The sequence below is a fragment of the Burkholderia sp. MSh2 genome (assembly GCF_000731655.1).
GTDB lineage: Bacteria > Pseudomonadota > Gammaproteobacteria > Burkholderiales > Burkholderiaceae > Burkholderia > Burkholderia paludis.
Map to the genome: position 1 here is coordinate 63,389 of NZ_JPGM01000021.1, position 21,807 is coordinate 85,195.

15 protein-coding genes are annotated in these 21,807 nt (G+C 70.3%); 10 read left to right on the forward strand and 5 right to left on the reverse strand.

Annotated elements, in window-relative coordinates:
- Positions 1-42 precede the first annotated feature (42 nt).
- Positions 43-1,050 carry an aldo/keto reductase gene (locus GQ57_RS14325; protein ID WP_031399918.1) on the forward strand — a complete coding sequence of 336 codons (1,008 nt, stop codon included), beginning with the start codon at positions 43-45 and terminating at the stop codon, positions 1,048-1,050.
- 115 nt (positions 1,051-1,165) lie between these two features.
- On the opposite strand, the gene GQ57_RS14330 is transcribed toward GQ57_RS14325, so the two are convergent.
- Entirely contained in the window at positions 1,166-1,396 is a 231-nt protein-coding gene (locus GQ57_RS14330) for a hypothetical protein (RefSeq protein ID WP_031399919.1), read from the reverse strand.
- Between the two features lie 207 nt (positions 1,397-1,603).
- Entirely contained in the window at positions 1,604-2,503 is a 900-nt protein-coding gene (locus GQ57_RS14335; RefSeq protein WP_034198189.1) for a hypothetical protein, read from the reverse strand.
- A gap of 78 nt (positions 2,504-2,581) precedes the next feature.
- On the opposite strand from GQ57_RS14335, the gene GQ57_RS14340 reads away from it, so the two are divergent.
- Together GQ57_RS14340 and GQ57_RS14345 are read left to right on the forward strand one after the other, a co-directional pair.
- Positions 2,582-2,920, forward strand: a complete 339-nt coding sequence (locus tag GQ57_RS14340; RefSeq protein WP_031399921.1) for a helix-turn-helix domain-containing protein — start codon at positions 2,582-2,584, stop codon at positions 2,918-2,920.
- A 222-nt stretch (positions 2,921-3,142) separates the two neighbouring features.
- Positions 3,143-3,763 carry a CDP-alcohol phosphatidyltransferase family protein gene (locus GQ57_RS14345; RefSeq protein ID WP_034198190.1) on the forward strand — a complete coding sequence of 207 codons (621 nt, stop codon included), beginning with the start codon at positions 3,143-3,145 and terminating at the stop codon, positions 3,761-3,763.
- Positions 3,764-3,913: 150 nt separating this feature from the next.
- Here GQ57_RS14345 and pbpC read toward each other — a convergent pair whose 3' ends face one another.
- Together pbpC and GQ57_RS14355 are read right to left on the reverse strand one after the other, a co-directional pair.
- Positions 3,914-6,331, reverse strand: a complete 2,418-nt coding sequence (gene pbpC, locus GQ57_RS14350) for a penicillin-binding protein 1C (protein ID WP_031399923.1) — start codon at positions 6,329-6,331, stop codon at positions 3,914-3,916.
- 54 nt (positions 6,332-6,385) lie between these two features.
- Entirely contained in the window at positions 6,386-12,394 is a 6,009-nt protein-coding gene (locus tag GQ57_RS14355) for an alpha-2-macroglobulin family protein (protein WP_034198191.1), read from the reverse strand.
- A 102-nt stretch (positions 12,395-12,496) separates the two neighbouring features.
- On the opposite strand from GQ57_RS14355, the gene GQ57_RS43060 reads away from it, so the two are divergent.
- The 3 genes from GQ57_RS43060 to GQ57_RS14370 all read left to right on the forward strand — a co-directional run bounded on the left by GQ57_RS43060 (position 12,497) and on the right by GQ57_RS14370 (position 16,663).
- Positions 12,497-12,652, forward strand: a complete 156-nt coding sequence (locus GQ57_RS43060; RefSeq protein WP_160257523.1) for a hypothetical protein — start codon at positions 12,497-12,499, stop codon at positions 12,650-12,652.
- 26 nt (positions 12,653-12,678) lie between these two features.
- On the forward strand, positions 12,679-13,932 hold the full coding sequence (locus tag GQ57_RS14360; RefSeq protein WP_031399925.1) for a lipoprotein-releasing ABC transporter permease subunit: 1,254 nt from the start codon (positions 12,679-12,681) through the stop codon (positions 13,930-13,932).
- Positions 13,933-14,710: 778 nt separating this feature from the next.
- Positions 14,711-16,663, forward strand: a complete 1,953-nt coding sequence (locus GQ57_RS14370; protein WP_034198192.1) for a Xaa-Pro dipeptidyl-peptidase — start codon at positions 14,711-14,713, stop codon at positions 16,661-16,663.
- A gap of 100 nt (positions 16,664-16,763) precedes the next feature.
- Here the strand turns inward: GQ57_RS14370 and GQ57_RS14375 are convergent, their stop codons facing one another.
- Complete coding sequence (locus GQ57_RS14375) at positions 16,764-17,693, reverse strand: 2-hydroxyacid dehydrogenase (protein WP_031399928.1); 930 nt, start codon at positions 17,691-17,693, stop codon at positions 16,764-16,766.
- Between the two features lie 170 nt (positions 17,694-17,863).
- Here GQ57_RS14375 and osmF point away from each other — a divergent pair, with 170 nt between their 5' ends.
- Genes osmF through GQ57_RS14395 form a run of 4 tightly spaced genes read left to right on the forward strand, consistent with a single transcriptional unit; the run spans position 17,864 to position 21,658 of the window.
- Positions 17,864-18,787: a glycine betaine ABC transporter substrate-binding protein OsmF gene (osmF, locus tag GQ57_RS14380; protein ID WP_034198193.1), complete on the forward strand. Its 924-nt coding sequence runs from the start codon at positions 17,864-17,866 to the stop codon at positions 18,785-18,787.
- On the forward strand, positions 18,784-19,962 hold the full coding sequence (locus tag GQ57_RS14385; protein ID WP_034198194.1) for an ABC transporter permease: 1,179 nt from the start codon (positions 18,784-18,786) through the stop codon (positions 19,960-19,962). The genes osmF and GQ57_RS14385 overlap by 4 nt, the downstream gene beginning before the upstream one ends.
- Positions 19,959-20,897, forward strand: a complete 939-nt coding sequence (locus tag GQ57_RS14390; RefSeq protein ID WP_031399931.1) for an ABC transporter ATP-binding protein — start codon at positions 19,959-19,961, stop codon at positions 20,895-20,897. Before GQ57_RS14385 ends, GQ57_RS14390 begins: the two co-directional genes overlap by 4 nt.
- Positions 20,894-21,658: an ABC transporter permease gene (locus GQ57_RS14395; RefSeq protein WP_034198195.1), complete on the forward strand. Its 765-nt coding sequence runs from the start codon at positions 20,894-20,896 to the stop codon at positions 21,656-21,658. Before GQ57_RS14390 ends, GQ57_RS14395 begins: the two co-directional genes overlap by 4 nt.
- The last annotated feature ends 149 nt before the right edge of the window (positions 21,659-21,807 follow it).

The following is a 21,807-nucleotide window of genomic DNA, read 5'->3' on the forward strand; positions in this document are numbered from 1 at the left end:
CTTCACTCAACCGGCGGGCACCGGCCCGCAGGGAGTAACTCCATGGATTACCGCTATCTCGGGCGCAGCGCGCTCAAGGTGTCGCCGCTGTGTCTCGGCGCAATGATGTTCGGCGGCGAGACCGACGAAGCGACGTCGGCGCGCATCGTCGACAAGGCCTTCGACCAGGGCGTGAACTTCATCGACACGGCCGACGTGTATCACGCCGGCCGCTCGGAACAGGTCGTCGGCCGCGCGATCGCGCCGCGCCGCGACAGCTGGATCGTCGCGACGAAGTTCGGCTATCCGGCCGGGCCGGACGCCGGGCCGAACCGGCAGGGCCAGTCGCGCAAATGGATCGTCGAATCGGTCGACGCGAGCCTGAAGCGGCTCGGCACCGATTACATCGACATCCTCTATTTCCATCGCGCGCTCGCCGACGCGCCGCTCGACGAAGCCATGCGCGCGATCGCCGACCTGATCCGGCAAGGCAAGGTGCGCTACTTCGGGCTGTCGAACTTCAAGGGCTGGCGCATCGCCGAGATCGTGCGGCTCGCGGACCAGCTCGGCATCGATCGTCCGGTCGCGAGCGAACCGCTGTACAACCTCGTCGATCGCACGGCCGAGGTCGAACAGCTTCCGGCCGCCGCGCATTACGGGATCGGCGTCGTGCCGTACAGCCCGCTCGCGCGCGGCGTGCTGACCGGCAAATACGCGGTGGATGCGCAACCGCCCGCCGATTCACGCGCGGGCCGCGGCGACCGGCGGATCCGGCAAACGGAATGGCGCCCCGAATCGTTGCACATCGCGCAGCAGGTGGCCGAACATGCGGCTTCGCGCGGCACGACGTCCGTCGCGTTCGCGCTGGCATGGGTCATGAAGAACCGGATCGTCAGCTCGACGATCGCGGGGCCGCGCACCGAGGCGCACTGGGACAGCTACATCGATGCGCTGACGCTCGAACTCGGCCCGGACGACGAACGCTTCGTCGATTCGCTCGTGCCGCCCGGGCACGCGTCGACGCACGGCTACACCGATCCCGGGTATCCGGTCGAAGGCCGTCAGGTCTGAAGTCGGAACGGAAGAACCGGATGACGTGCCGGGCGGCTGGCCCGGCATGCGGATGGATGCGCGCACCCGGCGCGCGGAACCGGTGAAACCGGTGGAAGCAATGAAAGCGGCGCAGTCAGTTGTCGCGCGCCGCCCCTCCGCCGACGGCGCGGTCGAAGCACTCCTGCGCAAGCGCCAGCTCGTCGAGCGCGCGATCGAGACGCGACATCGCGCGGGCGTATTCGGCCGACGAACCTTCGTCGTCGCTTTCGCCGCGCACGGCGCGAAAGGCCTGATCGACGTTGCGCGTCGCTTCGACGAAGCGTTGCGCGGCCAGGGCTTCCCGCGAACGGATGTGGATCGACATCGACACTCCTCCCTCAGGGTTGCAGTGTGAAGCTTGCCGACATTCAGTGTGCGCGGCACGCATGTCGGCGGCGTGAACCACGGCCCGTCGGGCGGCGATGCATCGGCCGCCGCGCGGCGCGCTTCGTGCCGATTGTCCCCCCGCGCCCGCCGCTGCGCCAGGGCGGGATTGCAACACATTCCGGCGCGACCTGCGTCGCGCCTGCCGTCACGCGCGCCCGACGCGCGGATGCACGAGGCCGGCGAACGCGGCCGCCTCGGCCGGCGACAGGTCGAACAGATCGCCGGTGAGATCGCGCGGATGCTCGGCCGCCGGCCGGTTGCGCAACCGCGTGGCCTGCGCGGGCGCGACATACGCGGCCGCGGTTTCGATCGGCGGCACGTCGAACAGATCGCGCGTGACGCCGCGCACGGCGTCCGTCGGCGAACGGCCGCGCAAGCGCGCGACCAGTTCGACGAAGCGATCGAAATCGCCCGCGCGCGTCGCCTTGTTCACTTCCACGAGATCGCGCGCCTTCAGCACGCACGGCTGCGCGAGCCGCACGAAATACGGTGCTTCGAGCTCGACCGACAGCGCGAGCGGATAGCTCTTGCCCGTTTGCTCCTTCGCGCGCCCGACGCAATCGACCACGGCCGCCCCCTGCGCGGCGCCGAGCGGCTTGCCGCTGCTCACGCTGCGCAGGTGATCGGGAAACACGCGCAACTGCGTGCCGACCGTCAGTGCGGTGGAGGACGCGCACACGAGCGCGTAGTGCTGCTCGCGGCGCCGGCCCGACGGCAGGGTCGAGCGGCTGGCGATGAACGTGTGCGGCGGCAACGGCCGCACCTGCCCGCTCGCGTCGACCCACGCATTCCACAGCAGCGCGTCCTTGCGCTCGCCCGCGCGCGGGCGCGACGCGACCGGCGAAAACAGCGCGAGCAGCGAGCCCGTGCGATGCGCGGCGACTTGCGCGCTGCTGCCGAGCGGCTGGTTGATGCCCCACAGAAAACGCCCGCCCCCGAGCCGCCGCTCCCATTCCTTGCGGAGCACGACGGTCGGCAGTTCCTCGCCGGACTCGGTACCGATCTTGGTCCAGCAGAACGTGGGGGGGAGGTGTTTCAGTGTCATCAACTATCTCGGGATACAGCCTCGCTGGTGACAGCAAGCCCATTCAACAGCCGTAACTGTATAGGTATAATGCATCGCATGGAAGCCCCGGACCCAGATTTTCCCGTTCAAGACCTGTTGCGCCGCTTGATGGCAGATACACGCTCGTCCAGCGAAATTGCGCGACTTTCCGGGGTCAGCCAGCCGACCGTGTCGCGCCTGCGGCTGTCGAACGGGCAGCGGCTGCGCCGTAGCGCGCCATTCAATAAACTATGCAGTTTCTATGGTGTCGATACCGGGCCGTCGCGCCGCCGCTATAACGACCTGCTGCGCGACGCGATCGTCGACGCGTGGGATGGATCGGACGAGCACGGGCGCGCGCTGCTGGTCGTGATCCAGGGGTTGAAGGGATTGCAGGCGAAGGCGGACGACGGGTAACCAAGGCAGACGCGGGGCGGAGCCTGCGCGCGGCCGCAATTGGAATCGGGCGGGCGAGAAAGAAGGCGCCTCGCGAATTCCCGTGAATGTCGCCTGCCCGCGCATTGCGCCGAAGTGGATCGCCTCGCGCGGCGGGCCGCATGCCCTGCGCCTTGCATCCGCCCGCCAACCCGTTCAGCGGCCCGACACCATGGAACGCTCCTCAATCCAGCCGATATCAGAATGACCAAAAACACCCGACGATTTTCCATGATCCGCGAGTTTCATCTGGCCGACTGGTTCACGCTCGGCAACGCGGTGTGCGGCACCGGCGCGCTGTTCTCGATCATCTCGTACATCGCGTCCGGCGATACGCTGCACATCCATTACGCCAGCGGCCTGATTCTCGGCGCGCTGGTGTTCGACGTGCTGGACGGAAGAATCGCCCGCTGGCGGCAGAAATCGTCCGCGCTCGGCCGCGAACTCGATTCGCTCGCGGACGTGATCTCGTTCGGCGTCGCGCCTGCCGTCATCGGCTATGGATGCGGGATGCGGGGCTTGTACGACCGCCTGATCCTCGTGTATTTCGTGGCTTGCGGCGTATCGAGGCTGGCCCGCTACAACGTGACGGCGGAAGCGCTGTCCCAGGAGTCGGGCAAGGTGTCCTACTTCGAGGGCACGCCGATTCCGACCTCGATCGTCCTCGTGCTGTTGCTGGCCGTCGCGGCATGGTTCGACGCGATCGGCCCGAACATGTGGCTCGGCCAGATCCAGATCTGGGGCGCCACGCTGCACCCGCTGACGCTGCTTTTCGCGCTGTCGGGCTCGCTGATGATCAGCCGGATCCGCGTACCCAAGCCCTGACCGGGCGACCGGCGGCCGCGCGCCGTACCGCCGGGACGCACACCGACGCGCGCGCATGGGCGTGCGCTACCGCCTTCCCTGCACTGAATGCGCGCGCCGCCCGGCGCGCATACGCGCGGCCGGGCCAGCCGCCGAACGAGCCGCGGCGCGCTATTGCTCCAGCCCCACCGCCAGCGGCCGCTGGTCGCCGCGCCCGTGATCGTCCACCACGCGAACCGTATGGCTGCCGGCCGTCCCCGGCTGCCAGAACAGCGCCTCCCCCGGCGCGCTGCGCCCGACGAACGCATCGTCGACGAACCAGTAAAGCACACGCGCGCTCGCATCGGCCGTCGCGTTGAACGCGATGCGCGTCTCCTCCGTGCTCTTCACCCGCATCGCATAGGTACTCCCGCGCAGCGGCGACGTGATGCGCGGCGAATCGCCCTCGACCTGCCCCGCGTCGCGGCAGTCGGCGTTCTGCGGCGGCCGCCGGCGCGGAATGCCGGCCTGCGCGAACACCTGCTGCAGATCCGACGGCCAGAACTCGAAGATCTCCGTATGCGTGCGCTTGCCGTCGTACGGCGGGCACGCCGCCTTCCCCGTCGCGTCGTCGATCACGACCGGCCGATGCACGGTGCTCACGCGGATCGGCGACGTGCCCGGAATGAACCACGTCCAGCCCTGCTGCGGACACCACTGGTTCGGCAGATCGCCGCTCGCGAGGCAGATCCGCACGCGCTTCACGTGCGGCGGCACCGGGCGCGGCGGCTCGACGAGCGTGCGCTCGGCGTTCAGCGCATCGACGACCTGGAAGAACAGCGGCGCGGCCGCGTCGACGCCGACGAACGCCGTATTCGTCGAGTTGTCGAAGTTGCCGACCCACACGACCAGCACGTACGGGCCGAACACGCCGGCCGTCCACGCATCGCGGAACGACCATGACGTGCCGGTCTTCCAGTACACCGGCACGCTCGACGGCTGCGCGCCGCTCGTCTCGTCGGGGCGCAGGTGCTGGCGCAGCATGTCCATCGTCATGTAGCTCGCCTCGGCGCTCAGCAGGCGCCGCCCGGGCGCCACCGGCGCATCGGCGCGCAGCCGCAGCGGCCGGAACTCGCCGCGATTCGCGAGCATCGCGTAGAGCGCGGCGAGGTCCTGCATCGTCACCTCGCCGCCGCCGAGCACGAGCGCGAGCCCGTAGTGCTGCGCGCTCGCGAGCCGCCGCACGCCGGCCGCCTGCAGGAACCCGTACAGATCGGGCGACTTGAGCTGCGACGCGACCCACACGGCCGGCACGTTGCGGCTGCGGTTCAGCGCGTCGGTCGCCGTGATCGGCCCGAGGAAGTGCCCGTCGAAATTCTCCGGCGCATACGGGCCGAATGCGGTCGGCACGTCGCGCAGCACGGTCTGCGGATGCAGCACGCCCTGGTCGAAGCCGAGCGCGTAGATGAACGGCTTGAGCGTCGAGCCCGGCGAGCGCCGCGCGAGCGTGCCGTTCACCTGCCCGTCGATCGAGCGGTCGAAGAAGTTCGCGGAGCCGACCAGCGCCTTCACGCCCATGTCGCGCGTATCGACGAGGATCGCGGCCGCGTTGCGCACGCCGCGCGTGTCGTTGCGCGCGACATAGCGCGCGATCTGCCGTTCGAGCGTGCGCTGCAGATCGAGATCGAGCGTCGTCACGAGTCGCGCGCCGCCGTCGTCGTCGCCGCCGTCCATCGCGCGGCCCGGCGGGGCGCGCCACGCGTCGCGCGCGGCGAGCGCCTGGCCGACCGCGTGCGGCGCGTCGAACGGCAAGGCGGACAGCGGCCGCATCGCGAGCGGCAAGGCGAACAACGGCCTGAGCGACGCGTCGCCCGGGTGCCGCGTCAGCCAGCGCGCATACAGCCGGTTGCGCGACGCGGCCAGCGCACGGTTGATCTCGTCCTGCCCGCCGCGCACGCGCCGCGCCGGGTCCTGCGGAATCACCGCGAGCGCGAGCGCCTCGGGCAGCGTCAGCGCATCGGGCATCCGGTCGAAATAGACCACGCTCGCGGTGCCCGCGCCTTCGACGTTGCGGCCGTACGGCGCGTCGTTCAGATAGGCTTCGAGGATCTGCCGCTTCGAGTAGAACAGTTCGAGCTGCAGCGCGCGCCCGATCTGTTCGAGCTTGCCGGCCGGCGTGCGCGTGTTCAGCCGCCACAGCGAGCGCGCGAGCTGCATCGTCAGCGTCGAGCCGCCCTGCGGATTGCCGCCGCGCACGTACGTGATCCACGCGCCGCGCACGAGGCCGTAAGGGTTGAAGCCGGGATGCCAGCGGAACCAGCGGTCCTCGTGCAGCATCACCGCTTCGACGAGTTGCGGCGACATCCGGTCGAGCGGCACCCACAGCCGGTAGCGGTCGTCCCGCGCGAGCGTGAGCCGCAGCAGCCGGCCCTGCGCGTCGACCACCGCGACCGACGACGGCTTCCAGTCGCGCAACGGCGGATGCGGCCACAGCCGGCACGCGGCGAGCGCGCCGAACACGAGCAGCGCGCCGGCCAGCCAGTTCTGCCAGCGCCGCAGCCAGCGGCCGGCGCCGTGCAGCGCGCGCCGGATTGCGGATGCGTCAGCCATGCCCGGCGGCTCCCCGCGCCCGGCCCCGCCGGCCGGGCCGCCGCAGCCGCCGCGTCATCGCACGCGCTCCACCGTCAGCGTCTTGCCGCCGGGCGCCTGCGCCTGTATGCGGCGGTCGTACATCGACTCGCCGTAGGCGGGCGGCGCGACGAAGCGGCCCGCGTTGCTCGCCTTGATCCGGTACACGAACTCGCGCACCTCGGTCGTCGCGGTGCCGTAGATCACCACGCGATCCTCGCGCACGTCCGCGAACTGCGGCTGCCACGTCGAACCCGCCACGCCGATCGGCGAGCGCCACGGCGCATCGGCCACCGGCGCGGACGCGCCGGCGTCCGCGTTGCCGTCGCCATCCTGCGCGTCGGTCACGGGCGGCGGCGCGATCACCGGGTCGAAGCCGCCCGGCAGCAGATCGACGATCGCGATGTTGCCGACGCTCGCCGAGCCCGTCGCGCGGATCTTCAGGTGCACGTCGATCTCCTGGCCGAGCGTGATCCTGTCGAGCGGCCGGCCGTTCGTGTCGGTGTAGTCGCGCACGATCTCGAGCCCGTTCCTGATCGCCTTCGTCGACGTGCCGCGGTCGTAGCCCGACTGGCTCGCGACCCACCACGCGGGCAGCGTGCCGCCGTTCACGAAGTCGACGCGCGACGCGCCGGCGGCCCACGTGCCCGAGCGCATGAGGTTCGCCTGGATCGACGAGACGTCCTTCGGCGCGGCGCCCGGGCGCACCTCGTCGATCGCGAGCTGGTCGAGCTGGCCGGCGCTCGACGCCGCGTACGCGTCGAGCGCGAGGATCGTCATCGCCGACGACAGCGTGTTGTAGCGGTTGTCGACGAGCGGCGCGGCGAGGTTGTCCATCGCGCGCGGCGACAGCTTGCGCACGCGCTCCGGGAAGTGCTTCGCGATCAGGTACAGCACGCTCGCGTCGCGCGTCAGCGGATCGAGGTAGTAGCCCGTCGCGTAGCCGCCGTCGGACGCGCGCTTGCGCTCGAGCAGCGCCTGCGGCCCGGCGATCAGCGCGGCGGCCTCCTTGTCCTGCTTCAGCAGTTGATACGACGCGGCGAGCCACGCGGCCGCGAGATCGTTCTTCCAGTCGTTCGGATACGCATCCTGCAGCCGCTTCTGCACGGCCGCGAGGCTGTTGGTCGTCACGTTGCCCTGGCGCGTCAGCAGGTACACCGCGTACGCGCGCTGCCGCAGCAGGTCGAGCGAGCCGAGCAAATCGTTCGCCGCGAGCTTCTGCAGATACTGGTTGCCCGCGTCGAACATGTCCTTCGGCACCGCGACGCCGCGCTCGCGCGCGTCGAGCAGCACGTGCATCGCGTACGCGGACACGAACGGATCGGCGTCCGGCGTCGCGCTCCACAGGCCGAACCCGCCCTGCGCGTTCTGCCGGCCGCGCAGCACGTCGAGGAACTGCGCGATCGCCGCCGCGCCGGTCGCGTCGGCGTCGGCGCCCGCGTCGGTCGCATGCATCGCGCTCGTCAGCGCGCGCACCGACAGCCACTTCGCCGCGAACACGCGCGGCACGGCCGCGCTCACCAGCTGCTCGCTGCAGTAGTGCTCGAAGTTGACGAGATACGACGACAGCCCTTCGGACAGCACGAGCGGCGCGGTCGAGATGCTCGCGTCGCGCGACGCATAGGCGTCATACATCGGCCGCAGGTTCGGCACGCTCGCCTTCTTGCCCGGATCGAGCCGCGCGATGTCGAGCTGCGTGCGGAACGCGGCGGCCGGCCGCACCGACACGTCGACGCGCTGCTGCGCGCCCTTCGCGCCGTAGCGCGCGCCGAACGACAGCGCACCGGAGCCGAGCGTGTCGGTCGCCTTCACGCGGAACAGCGCGACGCCCTCGTGCTGCGGCGCGAGCGCGACGTTCTGCGTGGCCGGCCCGATCACCTGCAGCTGCGGGCCCGTCTTCAGCGTGACCGCGACCGGCACCGGCTGGTTGCCGGCGCCTGTCAGGTTGTTCGCGACGCCGACGCTGACGTCGGCCTCGTCGCCGGGCGCAAGCGTCGTCGGCACGTTCGGCGACAGCACGAAATCGCCGCGCACGGTCGTCGCGCCCTCGAACGTCCCGACCAGGTCGGGCGACACCGACACGGCCATCACGCGCAGCTTGCCGTTGAAGTAGTCGGGCACCGTGTAGCTCAGGCGCGTGTCGCCGTTCACGTCGACGATCCCCGACCAGTACACGACCGGCTTGTCGCGCTTGCGCTTGAACGGGTTCAGCTGACGGCCGATCGCGTCGTCGGCGTCGCCGCCGGGCGCGGCCATCGCCATCAGCTTCTCGAAGTCCGGCAGGATCAGGTCGAGGATCTGCGACGTGCCGACTTCGAGCATCCGCTTGCGGAAGAAGAACTTCAGCGGATCGCCGAGCTTGTAGCGCGCGACCTGCAGGATGCCTTCGTCGACCGCGAACACGACGACCTTCGCGGGCTTCGCCGAGTGCACGGTGAAGTTGACCGTGTCGCCCGGCTTCACGAGCGCCGGCGCATCGACCGACAGCGCGTTGCGGCGCGCGTCGAGGTTCACCGAGAACGGCACGACGCCGTAGCTCAGCGGGCTCATGAAGATCTCGTCCGACGACGGATCGCGGATGTACTGAACGTTGATGTAGCCGTTGCCCTCGAAGCCGGCCGGCACCGTGATGTGCTGGATCGAGCTCGTGGTGTCCGCATGGAACCACGCGTGCGCATACACCTTGTCGCGCTCGATCGTGATCAGGCCGCTGCCCGCGTAAGGCGCGCGGATCGCGATCTCGACCTGCTCGCCCGGCTTGAAGTCGTGCTTCGCGAGGCTCACCTGCAGCTCGGCGTTGCGGTCGAGCGAACGCGTGACGTTCGCGTCGCCCGTGACCGTGTATTCGATCCGGTTCACCGCCGCGCCGTCCGCGCGGCGGATCACGAGCGCATAGCTGCCCGGCTTGTCGGTGCGCAGCGCGTAGCCGAGCCCGGCCGCCGGGATCGACAGCGGCTGCTCGTCGACCGGCACCTCCTTCAGCCGCGAATCGTATTTGTACGCGCCGGAATCCTGCTTGGTCAGCACCGACACGTAGCGTTCCTCGACGAGCTGCGCGCGCAGGTCCTTCACGTCGATCGCCTTCGCGTTCGGATCGATCGCGACGAGCCGCACCGTGCGCGGGCTGCCGCGCTTCACGTAGCCGAGATCGTCGACCGACTTGTAGCCGACGAGCCAGTCGTTGTTCGACACGAGCGCCTGCGCGTTCGCGGCGACGCTGCGCCCGCCCTCCGCCTCATAGGCCTTCGCCTGGAAGTAGAGCTGGTAGGTCGCGTCCGCGTACTTGTCGAGCTCGAGGTCGAACTCCGCATGGCCCTTGTCGTCGGTCGTGCCGTCCTGCAGCGCGGTCGTATAGCCCTCCTTCGCGCGGCGCGCGTCGAAGAAGTGATAGCCCTGCCAGCTGCGGAACGAAGGCCACACGGGGCGCAGCGTCAGCGTCGCCGCGACGCGGCGCTTCTCGGCCGGCGTGCCGAACAGGTTCTGCGCATCGACGACCCCCTTCAGCCCCTTCGGCTTCACCCACCCTTCGACGACCTGCTGCGACAGCCGGGCGTCGACCTTCATCCGGTCGGGCAGGAACTCCTTCACCTGCACCGTCGTGCTGCCGATCGGCTCGTCGCCGGGCTCGCCGTTCTTCATGATGTACAGGTTGACCGTCCACGTGCCGGTCGGCGCCGTCTCGGCCGTCGTATAGCCGAGCTCGGTGAAGCCCGTCGCGTCGACGCTCACCGGCCTGCGCTCGACGGTGATCCCGCGCGGGTCGACGATCTCCGCCTGCAGCGGCACGCCGGCCGGGCTGCGCGCCCAGCTCGCCGCGCGCACGATCAGGCCGATGTGGAACGGATCGCCCGGCCGGTACAGGCCGCGATCCGAGAACAGGTAGGCGGACAGCTGCCCCTGGCCCGTCGCGTTGCGTTCGCCGTCGACGTCGAAGCGCGAGAAGTCGAGCTGGCGGTCACGGCCGGCCACCGGCAGGAACGACAGGTCGGTGTCCTTCTTCACGATGTACAGCTGCGGCCGCTTCTCGCGGTCGAGCCCCTTGAACGCGGGGAAATGCACGACGCCTTCGGCGCCGGTCATCTGGGTGAACAACGCCTGGCCGTTCACCGCGAGCACCGACACGGTGGCGCCCGCAACCGGCCGGCCCGTGCGGATCGACTGGATGAACACGTCCTGGCTGCCGTCCAGCGCACGCTTGACCAGCATCCCGAGATCGGTCACGACGATCAGGCGCGTGTCGCCGAGCGCGTTGTCGCTGTCGTCGCCGTTACCGTTGCCGTCGCCCGAATCGGCATTGTCGGACGGGTCCTGGCTGCCGTCGCCGGACGATGCGTCGCTGTCCTTCGCATCGTCGGCCTTCTTCTTCTCGGCGGCCGGGTCGTACTTCGTCAGGTGCAGCAGGAACACGCCGCGCTTGCCGCCCTTCAGGTACTGGCCGAGATCGATGCCTTCGTAATGCGCCTTGCCGGGGTCGCCGGCCGGGAACGCGCGCGTCTGCACGAAGCGCTCGACGATGTGATCCTCGCTGAACGAGTACGACAGCTCGGGCCGCGCGTAGCTGCCGTTGTTGAAGCTCACCAGATGCTGGAGCTGGTCGGGCATCACGCGACCGATCTCGACCTTCATCCCCGGCAGGTTGCGCGATACGACCGACAGGCGCTTGCTGCCGCTCATCGACAGCAGCGAGCCGTCGGCCATGAAGCGCAGCAGCTTCGGATAGTCGGGCACCGTGAACGCGGTCGTCACCGGCTGGCCGAGCAGGTAGCCGCCCGCCGATTTCAGGTCGCCTTCGAAGCGCACGACGATGCGGTCGCCCGGCGTCGCGTGATACTTGAAGCTCTGCAGCGTCGCGTAATCGTCCTCGGTCGGCACCGCTTCGAGCGGCAGCGGCTTCGACTGCTTCAGCACCGCGTCGCTGATGTCGGCCACGTTCCATTCGTACGGCGGATCGTCGTCCTGCTGATCGACGCCCGGCTTGCGCTTCGGCAGCACCCATGCCTTCGCGCGCGCGGCGAGATCGGCGCTGCGCACGCCGTCGGACGCTTCCGCGACGAGCACCTGCTCGGGCTCGTAGCGCTCGTTGTCGACGAGGGTCGGCGCGATATTGGCGATCGACAGGCTGTAGAGCCCCGGCACGGCGACCGACGCGTGCAGCACGTCCGGCGTGCCGTTGCCGCCGCGCGCACTCTTCACGCCCTTGTCGACGTCGAGCCGCACCGACAGCGGATCGCGCGGAATGTCGAGCGGCTGCGAATGGACCCACGCGCTCGTCTTCGTCTTGTCGTAGTTCACCGTGTAGCGCAGCGGCGACACGGTCTTGCCGTCGCGGCCGACCAGCACCAGGCCGATGCGCTTCTCGAACTCGGCCGGATCGACCGGGTAGTTGAAGCGCAACTGCAGCAGCGCCTGCTTTTCCGCCGGATTGTCGGGGTTCTGGTAGAACTCGTTGTCGCCCGACGTCGCGGCGAACGCCGGCAGGTCGAACGCGAAGCGGTCGTCGCGCATCGTCACCTGCGGCGCGAACACCCGGTGCACCGCGAAACGCACCTCGACGTGCGCGCCGACCGGCCAGTCCGCCGCCGGCGTGAAGCGCAGCGTCTTGTCGTCGGCCCACTCCCACGCCCCCTTGAGCGCGGGCGTCATCTCGATGCCGTCGCCGGCCGGCTTGCCGACCCGCTCGATCGGCGCGGCCGATTGCGCGAACACGACTTCGAGCGGATGCACGGTGATCTTCGGCTTGTCGGTATCGTCCACCTCGTAGGACGTGATCGCCGGCGCCTTCACGGTGAAACCGACCGTCGCGGGCTCGGGCGGCCTCGGGCGATGCTTGAGCCAGTACCCGCCGTAGCCGAGCGCGGCGGCGAGCAGCACGAGGCCGCCGGCATGCCACGGGCGGCGGCGCACGGCCGCGGCGGTGACGCCCATCCACGCGGGCGCCGTCCACGTCACGTCGCCGACCAACGGCCGCAGCGCGCAGCCGAGCAGCCACCAGACGAAGCCCGCCACGCGAATCGGCAGGAGCAGCAGGAAGCGCAGCAAATCCATGGGTTGTTTCCTTGTCAAGGACATGCTGCCCGCAGCGGCAACCTTCCCCGAATTGTTATGGGTCTGTGACGGCGCGGCCCGGTTGCGCCGTAGATACCGGGTATGTTCGACCGGATGCTGGGCGCCATTATCGATCAGACCCGAAACGATGGAAATATCGGTGTGCCGGCGCGCAACGCCGGCCGGGCGGGTTTCGGCCCGCGCGCGACCGCTGCACAAGGTTGCGCGCCGTTCGCTAGAATGCGCGGCCAGGCATGATGCGAATCGAAATGAAAGGAATCCGCTTGAAACTCCCGTTCGAATGGCAGATCGGGCTGCGCTATGCGCGCGGCGGCCGGCGCTCGGCCGGCGACGGCTTCGTGTCGTTCATCGCCGGCGCCGCGATGGCCGGCATCGCACTCGGCGTCGCCGCGCTGATCGTCGTGCTGTCGGTGATGAACGGCTTTCGCACCGAAGTGCGCGACCGGATGCTGTCGGTGCTCGCGCACGTGGAGATCTTTTCGCCGGCCGGCGCGATGCCCGACTGGCGGCTCACCGCGCACGAATCGCTGCGGAATCCGGCGGTGCGCGCCGTCGCGCCCTATGTCGACGCGCAGGCGCTGCTGACGAACGCGGGCAACGTGACGGGCGTCGCGCTGCGCGGCATCGATCCCGTGCTCGAGCCGCGCGTGTCGGCGATCGCCCGCAAGCTGAAGACCGGCCGCCTCGACGCGCTCGCGCCGGGCGAGATGGGCATCGTGCTCGGCTCGGCGCTGGCCGACGCGCTGCACGTGAAGATCGGCGACCGCCTCACGTTCTTCGCGCCCGGCAACGCCGCGCGCATCGGCGACGCGCTGCCGCGGTTCCGGCAGTTCAACGTGGTCGGCACGTTCGAATCCGGCCACTACCAGTACGACAGCGCGCTGGCCTACATCCATATCCGCGATGCGCAGACGCTGTTCAACGTGCCCGCGCCGACCGGCATCCGCTTGCGCCTCGACGATCTGCAGCGCGCGCCGGAAGTCGCGCTGGAACTGTCGCGCTCGCTGTCGGGCGATCTCTATATCCGCGACTGGACGCGGCAGAACCGGACCTGGTTCGAAGCCGAGCGGCTGCAGAAGCGCATGCTGTCGCTGATCCTGATGCTGATCGTCGCGGTCGCCGCTTTCAATCTCGTGTCGTCGCTCGTGATGACCGTCACGCAGAAGCAGGGCGACATCGCGATCCTGCGCACGCTCGGCGCGCCGCCCGGCTCGATCACGAAGATCTTCGCGATCCAGGGAATGACGATCGGCCTCGCCGGCACGCTGGCGGGCGTCGCGCTCGGCTGCGCGATCGCGGTGAGCATCCCGTGGGTGCTGCCGGCGATCGAGCAGGTGCTCGGCATCCGCTTCCTGACGCCGTCGGTGTACTTCCTCAGCTCGCTGCCGTCGAAGCTCGCGGCGCCCGACGTGATCGGGATCGCCGCGGCCGCGTTCCTGATGTCGTGCGTCGCGACGCTGTACCCGAGCTGGCGCGCCGCGCGGGTGCGGCCGGCCGAGGCGTTGCGCGACGAGTAGGCGCGGCGTCCGGCGCGGCCTCACGCGATCTCGCGGAAACCGACGCTGTCGCGGCCGTTCAGGATGCCTTCGAACGCGAACCGCGGGCAGACGCCGCGCGGATTCGCGCGCCGCGCCGCACATCCTGCCCGCCGGTCGTAGACGACGGTCGCCGCGCCCGACGACCGCCGGCGGCCGGTATCCGGCAATCCGGGGGCCGCGCGCGGCCGGCTGACCACCCTGACGTCAGCGGCGGGCCGTCCCCCGTTTCGAAGCGCCCGTCGATCTCTTCAAAACTTTGTTTGACACAAACTAAAAAAGTTTGACATGAAGATTTCACTGGGATAAGTTTTGCGCAAGCTTCCGGAAAGCAATCCGGCCAGCCGCGCGCGACTCGCGTCGCGCTTTCCCGCCGTTGCAGCACCGCCGTTCGCAACATCCCCGCCTCATCGCATTGCGCCGTTCCGTTTCATCCGAAACCTGAAGGAAGATCGGGCACTGCCGCGCTCGATTCGTACTCCTCTGCTCTTTTCGGGCCGCCCGCCGTGCTTCGGCCGGGCGATCCGTATCGGCCGCCGCGCCGACGCTCCACGGTCGGCGCGACGTCGCCGCCCCGGCAACCGCCGGGGTGCGCGCCGCGCGGCCGGCATCGACGCCGGCCGCCACATCCGGGCATCGCGCCCGGTGCGTTCGAAGGTGCAGTTCCGCTTCATCCGATGCAGCACCCGGCCGGGCCTCGGGGGGGACATACCGCGGGCCGGCCGGTTCCGGACAATCACGAACAAGAACGAGGTCGACAATGAACATTCATCGAACCGGAATGCGGCGCGCGTGGCTTCCCGCGCTTGCCGCGGCCGTGACGCTCGCCGCATGCGGCGGCGACGACGGCGGCAGCGTGGCGGGCGTATCGGCGCTTGCCCAGAGCCCGCAGGAGGGGGCCGCCGCCGCGGCCGACACGCAATCGCTCGCGTCGCGCATCTCGCCGTCCGGCGTCCCGTACGCGAACCCGGCCGGCAGCGGGCGCTACCGGCCCGTGATCGCGAACGGCCAGGTCCAGCCGTCGCTGTCGGGCGGCACGATCGAGGAGAACGCGTGGGTCGATACGCCGGTCGATTCCGACGGCGACGGCACGCGCGACCGCATCCACGTGCGCGTCGTGCGCCCGGCCGAAACCGCGAACGGCGCCCGCACGCCCGTCATCGTGCTCGCGAGCCCGTACTACGCCGGGCTCGCCGACAGCCCCGACCACGATGTCGACGTCGAACTCGACGGCACGCCGCATCCTGCCGCCCCTGCCCCGGCGGCCGCCGCCTCGGTGTCCGCACGCATCATGGCCGCCGCGCCGCAGGTGCGGATCCTGCAGCAGGTCGAAGCAGCCGCCGCCGGGCGCTCGTGGATCGAGAGCTACTTCATCCCGCGCGGCTTCACGATCGTCTATGCGGATTCGCTCGGCACCGCCGGCTCCGACGGCTGCCCGACGATCCTGACGCGCGACGAATCGGTCGCGATGGCGTCGGTGATCCGCTGGCTCGGCCGCGACGCGACCGCGAAGGACGCGAACGGCAAGGCGGTCGTCGCGAGCTGGTCGACGGGCCACGTCGGCATGTACGGCGTGTCGTACGACGGCACGCTGCCGAAGATGGTCGCGAGCCTGCGCACGCGCGGGCTGGACGCGATCGTGCCGGTCGCCGGACTGTCGAACATGTACGGCTACTACCGCTCGGGCGGGCTCGTGCGCGCGCCGGAAGGCTACCAGGGCGAGGACGTCGACGTGTACATCAAGGCGCTGCTGACGAACGCGCACCCGGAGCGCTGCACACACCTGATCGACGAGGCGCTGCAGCAGGAAGACCGCAAGACCGGCGACTATTCGCGGTTCTGGGCCGCGCGCGACATCCCGACCGCGCTCGCGGTCGCGCCGGCGCTCGTCGCGCAGGGGCTGACCGACGACAACGTGCGCGTCGACCAGTCGACGTCGTGGCATCTGGCGATGCGGCGCCAGGGCGTGCCGACGCAGCTGTGGCTGCATCGCCTGAAGCACACCGACCCGACCCGCGTGCCGGCGATGGCCGATGCGTGGACCGCGGAGGTGAACCGGTGGTTTACGCGCTACCTGATCGGCGTTGACAACGGCGTCGAGCGCGATCCGCGCGCGGTGATCGAGCAGGCGGACGGCACGCTGCTGAAGGAAGCGGACTGGGCCGCGCGCCGCGCTACGCCGGTCACGTATTTCGCGGGCGGCGACGGCGCAGGCACCGGCACGCTGCTGCGGCTGCCGACCGGCGGCCCGCTCGCGCGCTTCGCCGACGATGCGCGCATTCCCGCGCTCACGCTGGCGAACGCGTCGACGGGAGAAAACCGCAGCCGCTTCGAGACCGCGCCGCTGACGGCGACCACGCGCCTGTCCGGCGCCGCGACCGCGCGCGTCAGGCTGACCTTCACGGCGGTGGCCAACGTGACGGCCCTGCTGGTCGATCGCGCACCGGACGGCACGGCCACGATCGTCACGCGGGCGTGGACCGACCCGCGCAACCGCTTGTCCGAGTGGCGCTCGGAACCCGTGCTGCCGGGGATGCCGTACGACCTGAAGCTGACGTTCATGCCGCGCGACTACCGGCTGGAAGCCGGCCACCGGCTCGGGCTCGTCGTGCTGTCCAGCGACAACGAGGCGACACTGCGGCCGACGCCGGGCACGGGCCTGACGCTCGATCCGGCCGGCACGTCGGTGACGGTGCCGCTGGTGGCGTCGTAAGCGGGCGCGCCCCGCACAGGGCCGAGGGCGGCCGGCGTCTTCCCGACGCCGGCCGCCCTCGATGCTTTCCGGTCGCCGCAAGCGGCGCTTCGGATGCGGCTCAGAGCGGCGTCAGCACCGGCTGCCCCGCGAAATGCCGCGCCGCGTTGTCGAGAAACTGCCGGACCGAGCGATCCAGCGCCTCGGGCGACCAGCCGCCCATGTGCGGCGTCAGCACGACGCTGTCGAGATCCGTCAGCGCGCGCGGCGGCTCCGGCTCGCTTTCGTAGACGTCGAGCCCCGCGCCGGCGATGCGCCCTTCGCGCAACGCCTCCGCCAAAGCAGCGGTATCGACAACGCTGCCGCGCGACACGTTGACGAGAAAGCCGCCCGGCCCGAGCGCATCGAGCGCCGCGCGGTCGATCAGGTGCCGCGTGCCCGCGCCGCCCGGCGTCGCGACGATCAGGAAATCGGCCCACTGCGCGAGCGCGTCGACGCGGTCGAAATAGCGGTAAGGAACGTTCTTTTCCGAGCGGTTGTGATAACCGATCTCGATGTCGAAGCCCGCCGCGCGGCGCGCGCACTTCTCGCCGATCTTGCCGAGGCCGACGATGCCGAGCTTCTTGCCCGACACGTTCGGCGGCATCGCCAGGCCGTCGCGCCAGACGCCCGCGCGGGTTTTCGCATCGAGCGGCACGACGTGGCGCACCGCCGCGAGCAGCAGCGCGAACGCGTGATCGGCCACGCAATCGTCGTTGGTGCCGGCGCCCGTGACGACGGCGATCCCGCGCGCCTTCGCATGCGCGACGTCGATGTGCTCGTAGCCGGCGCCGAGCGCGCTGACGAACGTGAGTTGCGGAAGACGATCGATTTCGGCGGCGGTGAGCCCCGTGCTGCCGTTGGTCAGTACCGCGCGTATCGTGCCGCCGCGGGCGGCGATCGCGCGTTCGCGCTCTTCGGGAGTCGGGGCGTGGTGCACGTCGAACGACGCGGCGATCTCGCGTTGCGCATCGCCGCGCAACGCGATGAGGACAAGCAGCTCGGGCTTCATGTGAGGCACTCTCGTCGGCAAGGCAGAAACGGATTCCAGTGTAGCAAGCCTGCACGACGGACGCGGGTTATCCCCACGCGGGCTGTGGACGCGCCGCAGCAAGCGGTTTGCCAAAGCGGGCCCAGTCAAGTAAGTTTCGGCGTACGCCCCCGTCCTGGAGAATGGCCCGTATGAAGCTCGCCCTACCCGCCCGGATCCTGGGCCTCGCAATCGCCGCCGCCCTTGCCGCACCCGGCGCGCATGCCGACACGCCCGTCGTCGTGTCGTCGAAGATCGACACCGAAGGCAACCTGCTCGGCAACCTCATCGCGCAGGTGCTGAAGGCCCACGGCATTCCGGTCACCGAAAGAATCGCGCTCGGCGCGACGCCGATCGTGCGCAAGGCGCTGACGAGCGGCGAGATCGACATCTACCCGGAATACACCGGTAACGCCGCGTTCTTCTTCAACAAGGCCGACGACCCGGTCTGGAAGGATGCCGCGAAAGGCTACGACACCGCGAAGCAGCTCGACTACGCGGCCAACCATCTCGTGTGGCTCACACCGGCGCCCGCGAACAACACGTGGGGCGTCGCGGTGCTCGCGCCCGTCGCGCAATCGCAGCACCTGAAATCCTTCTCCGATTTCGGCAAGTGGGTTGCGGGCGGCGGCAAGGTGAAGCTCGCGGCATCGGCCGAGTTCGTGAACAGCGCGTCCGCGCTGCCGTCGTTCGAGAAGGCATACGGCTTCAAGCTGAAGCCCGAGCAGCTCGTCGTGCTGTCGGGCGGCGACACGTCCGCGACGATCAAGGCCGCCGCGAACCAGACCGACGGCGTGAACGCCGCGATGGTCTACGGCACCGACGGCGGAATCTCGTCGAGCGGCCTCGCGGTGCTCGACGACGACAAGCACGTGCAGCCCGTCTACGCCCCCGCGCCGGTGATCCGCGAGGCCGTGCTGAAGGCGCATCCGCAGATCGCCGACTACCTGAAGCCGGTGTTCGCGAGCCTCGACCTGAAAACGCTGCAGACGCTGAACGCACGCATCCAGATCAACGGCGAGCCGGCAGCCGGCGTCGCGCAGCGCTATCTGAAGTCGAAGGGCTTCGTCAAATGACGGAACGCGCGGCGACGTCCGCGCGGCGCATGACGGCCGACAAGGTCGGCATTCTGATCGGCGTCCTGACGATCGCCGCCGTGCTCGGCCTGCCGTTCGCGGTGCTGCGCCCGAATCGCATCGCGGCCGGCACGGATCTGTCCGTGTTCGCCGCGCTGCCGGCCCGGCAGGGCGCCGCGCTCGCCGCGCTGTGGATCGTCGGCGCGCTGTGGGCGATGACGGCGAGCCGCCCCGCGTGGCGGCTCGCGGCCGGCTGCGCATGGCTCGCGACGCTGGCGTACGCGGTCGGCGCGGCCGCGACGCACGTCGTCGCACCCGACGACGTGCTCGCCCGCGTGTCGCCCTCCTCAGGCGTCTGGCTGCTGCTGTTCGCATGGGCGGTGCTCGTCGCCGACGCGCTCGCGCGGCTCGCGTTCGGCCCGTGGCGGCGCCTCGCCGCGCTCGCCGTCGCGGTGGCCGCGATCGCGGTGCCGCTCGCGAGCGGCTGGTGGGACGGGCTCTCCGTGATGCGCGAATACGCGGTGCGCAGCGACGACTTCTGGCGCGAGGCGATCCGGCACGTGGCGCTCGCGGGCGGCTCGGTGGCCGCCGCGCTGATCGCGGGCGTGCCGCTCGGCATCGCATGCGCGCGCATCGCGGCGGCGCGGACCGTCTCGATGCCGGTGCTCAATATCGTGCAGACGATCCCCAGCATCGCGATGTACGGGCTGATGATGGCGCCGCTCGGCGCGCTTGCCGCACGCGTGCCGCTCGCGGCCGCGCTCGGCATCCGCGGAATCGGCGTCGCGCCGGCCGCGCTCGCGCTGTTCCTGTATTCGCTGCTGCCGATCGTGTCGAGCGTCGTGGTCGGGCTCGGGCAAGTGCCGCCGCACGTGACCGAAGCCGCACGCGCGATGGGCATGACGCGCATGCAGCGGCTGCTGCGCGTCGACCTCGTGCTGGCGTTGCCGGTGATCCTGAGCGGCGTGCGCATCGTGCTCGTGCAGAACATCGGCCTGACCGCGGTCGCCGCGCTGATCGGCGGCGGCGGGTTCGGCACCTTCATCTTCCAGGGCATCGGGCAGTCGGCCGCCGATCTCGTGTTGCTTGGCGCGATCCCGACGATCGCGCTCGCACTGGCGGCCGCTATCGTGTTCGAAGCCGCGACCTCGCTCGCGAAGGGACGTACCGCATGATCGAGATCGAACGCGCCGGCAAGCGCTTCGGCGCAACCCTCGCCGTCGACGACGTGTCGCTGACGATGCAGCGCGGCACGATCACCGCGCTCGTCGGCGCATCGGGCAGCGGCAAGTCGACGCTGCTGCGCATGATCAACCGGCTGATCGCGCCCACCAGCGGCACGATCCGCATCGACGGCGTCGATACGGCCACCGTCGCGCCCGAGCAGTTGCGGCGCGGCATCGGCTATGCGATCCAGGGGCACGGGCTGTTTCCGCACTGGAGCGTCGCGCGCAACATCGCGACCGTGCCGCGCCTGCTCGGCTGGCCGGCCGATCGCATCGACGCGCGCGTGAACGCGCTGCTCGACCTGTTCCATCTCGCACCGGCCGAGTTCGCCGGCAAGCTGCCGCACGAACTGTCGGGCGGACAGCAGCAGCGCGTCGGCGTCGCGCGCGCGCTCGCGGCCGAGCCCGCGATCTTGCTGATGGACGAGCCCTTCGGCGCGCTCGACCCGATCATTCGCGGCAAGGCGCAGGACGACCTGCTCGCGTTGCAGCGCCGCCTTGGCATCACGGTCGTGATCGTCACGCACGATATCGAGGAAGCGCTGAAGCTCGGCGACACGATCGCGGTGATGGACGGCGGGCGCCTGCTGCAGGTCGCGCCGCCGGCCGAGATTCTCGGCAAGCCGGCAGCGGGCGTCGTCGAGCAGCTCGTCGCGGGCGTCGACCGGCCGCTGCGCCTGCTCGCCCTGACGCCGATCGACACGGTGGCCGAACCCGGTCATGCCGACGGCGCCCCGATCGCCGCGACGCGCACGCTGCGCGATGCGGTGTCCGAACTGCTGTGGCGCGGCGTCGATGCGCTGCCGGTCGACGACGGCAACGGCAACCACGCGCGCCGCATCACGCTCGACGCGATCCGCGCGCACGCGCGCCAGCCCGCATGACGGCGCACCGCGCGCGGCCCGCGCGCTCCGCATTCCCGGCCCATGCGGCACGCGCGGCCGCACTCGCGCTGCTGCTCGTGCTGCTGCTGCGCCCCGCGTGGCTGCAGGGGCTGTTCGCGCCGTTCGCGGACAACGGCGCGCCGGTCATCTACGATCGTGCGAGCCTGCTCGATCTCACGCTCGCGCATCTCGGCACCGTCGCGCTGTCGAGCACGCTCGGCACGCTCGTCGCCGTCGCGGCCGGGATCGCGGTCACGCGGCCGTGGGGTGCGGATTTCCTGCCGGTCGCACGCAGCGTCGTCGACATCGGCCAGACCTTCCCGCCCGTCGCGGTGCTCGCGCTCGCGGTGCCGGCCGTCGGCTTCGGATTGAAGCCCGTGCTGATCGCGCTGGTGCTGTATGGCCTCCTGCCCGTGTTCGAAAGCACGATCGCCGGGCTCGAGGACGTGCCGCGCGACGTCGTCGACGCCGCGCGCGGCATGGGGATGAGCGGCTGGCAGCAACTGGTATCGGTCGAGCTGCCGCTCGCGTTTCCGGTGATCGTCAACGGCATCCGGCTCGCCGTCGTGATCAATCTCGGCACCGCGACGATCGGCTCGACGGTCGCCGCGCGCGGGCTCGGCGACGTGATCATCGCGGGCCTGCAGACGTCGAACACCGCGTTCGTGCTGCAGGGCGGCCTGATCGTCGGGCTGCTCGCGGTGCTCGTCAGCGATGCGATCGGCGCGCTTGCCCGGATCGCGACCGCGCGGCGCGCATAACGCGCGCGGGCCGCATCCGATCTCGCGCCTGTCGCAACCAACAGGCGCCGTGCCAGGCGACATTCATCCGGACTCCGATGCGTATCCGTGCAACGATCGGCCCGCGAATCGATACAAGCCTACACGTCGCTTTCATTCAAACCGGCGTT

Coding starts and splice junctions, on each gene's coding strand:
- GQ57_RS14325 (WP_031399918.1), top strand. CDS start 43: ATGGATTACCGCTATCTCGGGCGCAGCGCGCTCAAGGTGTCGCCGCTG.
- GQ57_RS14330 (WP_031399919.1), bottom strand. CDS start 1,396: ATGTCGATCCACATCCGTTCGCGGGAAGCCCTGGCCGCGCAACGCTTC.
- GQ57_RS14335 (WP_034198189.1), bottom strand. CDS start 2,503: ATGACACTGAAACACCTCCCCCCCACGTTCTGCTGGACCAAGATCGGT.
- GQ57_RS14340 (WP_031399921.1), top strand. CDS start 2,582: ATGGAAGCCCCGGACCCAGATTTTCCCGTTCAAGACCTGTTGCGCCGC.
- GQ57_RS14345 (WP_034198190.1), top strand. CDS start 3,143: ATGACCAAAAACACCCGACGATTTTCCATGATCCGCGAGTTTCATCTG.
- pbpC (WP_031399923.1), bottom strand. CDS start 6,331: ATGGCTGACGCATCCGCAATCCGGCGCGCGCTGCACGGCGCCGGCCGC.
- GQ57_RS14355 (WP_034198191.1), bottom strand. CDS start 12,394: ATGGATTTGCTGCGCTTCCTGCTGCTCCTGCCGATTCGCGTGGCGGGC.
- GQ57_RS43060 (WP_160257523.1), top strand. CDS start 12,497: ATGTTCGACCGGATGCTGGGCGCCATTATCGATCAGACCCGAAACGAT.
- GQ57_RS14370 (WP_034198192.1), top strand. CDS start 14,711: ATGAACATTCATCGAACCGGAATGCGGCGCGCGTGGCTTCCCGCGCTT.
- GQ57_RS14375 (WP_031399928.1), bottom strand. CDS start 17,693: ATGAAGCCCGAGCTGCTTGTCCTCATCGCGTTGCGCGGCGATGCGCAA.
- osmF (WP_034198193.1), top strand. CDS start 17,864: ATGAAGCTCGCCCTACCCGCCCGGATCCTGGGCCTCGCAATCGCCGCC.
- GQ57_RS14385 (WP_034198194.1), top strand. CDS start 18,784: ATGACGGAACGCGCGGCGACGTCCGCGCGGCGCATGACGGCCGACAAG.
- GQ57_RS14390 (WP_031399931.1), top strand. CDS start 19,959: ATGATCGAGATCGAACGCGCCGGCAAGCGCTTCGGCGCAACCCTCGCC.
- GQ57_RS14395 (WP_034198195.1), top strand. CDS start 20,894: ATGACGGCGCACCGCGCGCGGCCCGCGCGCTCCGCATTCCCGGCCCAT.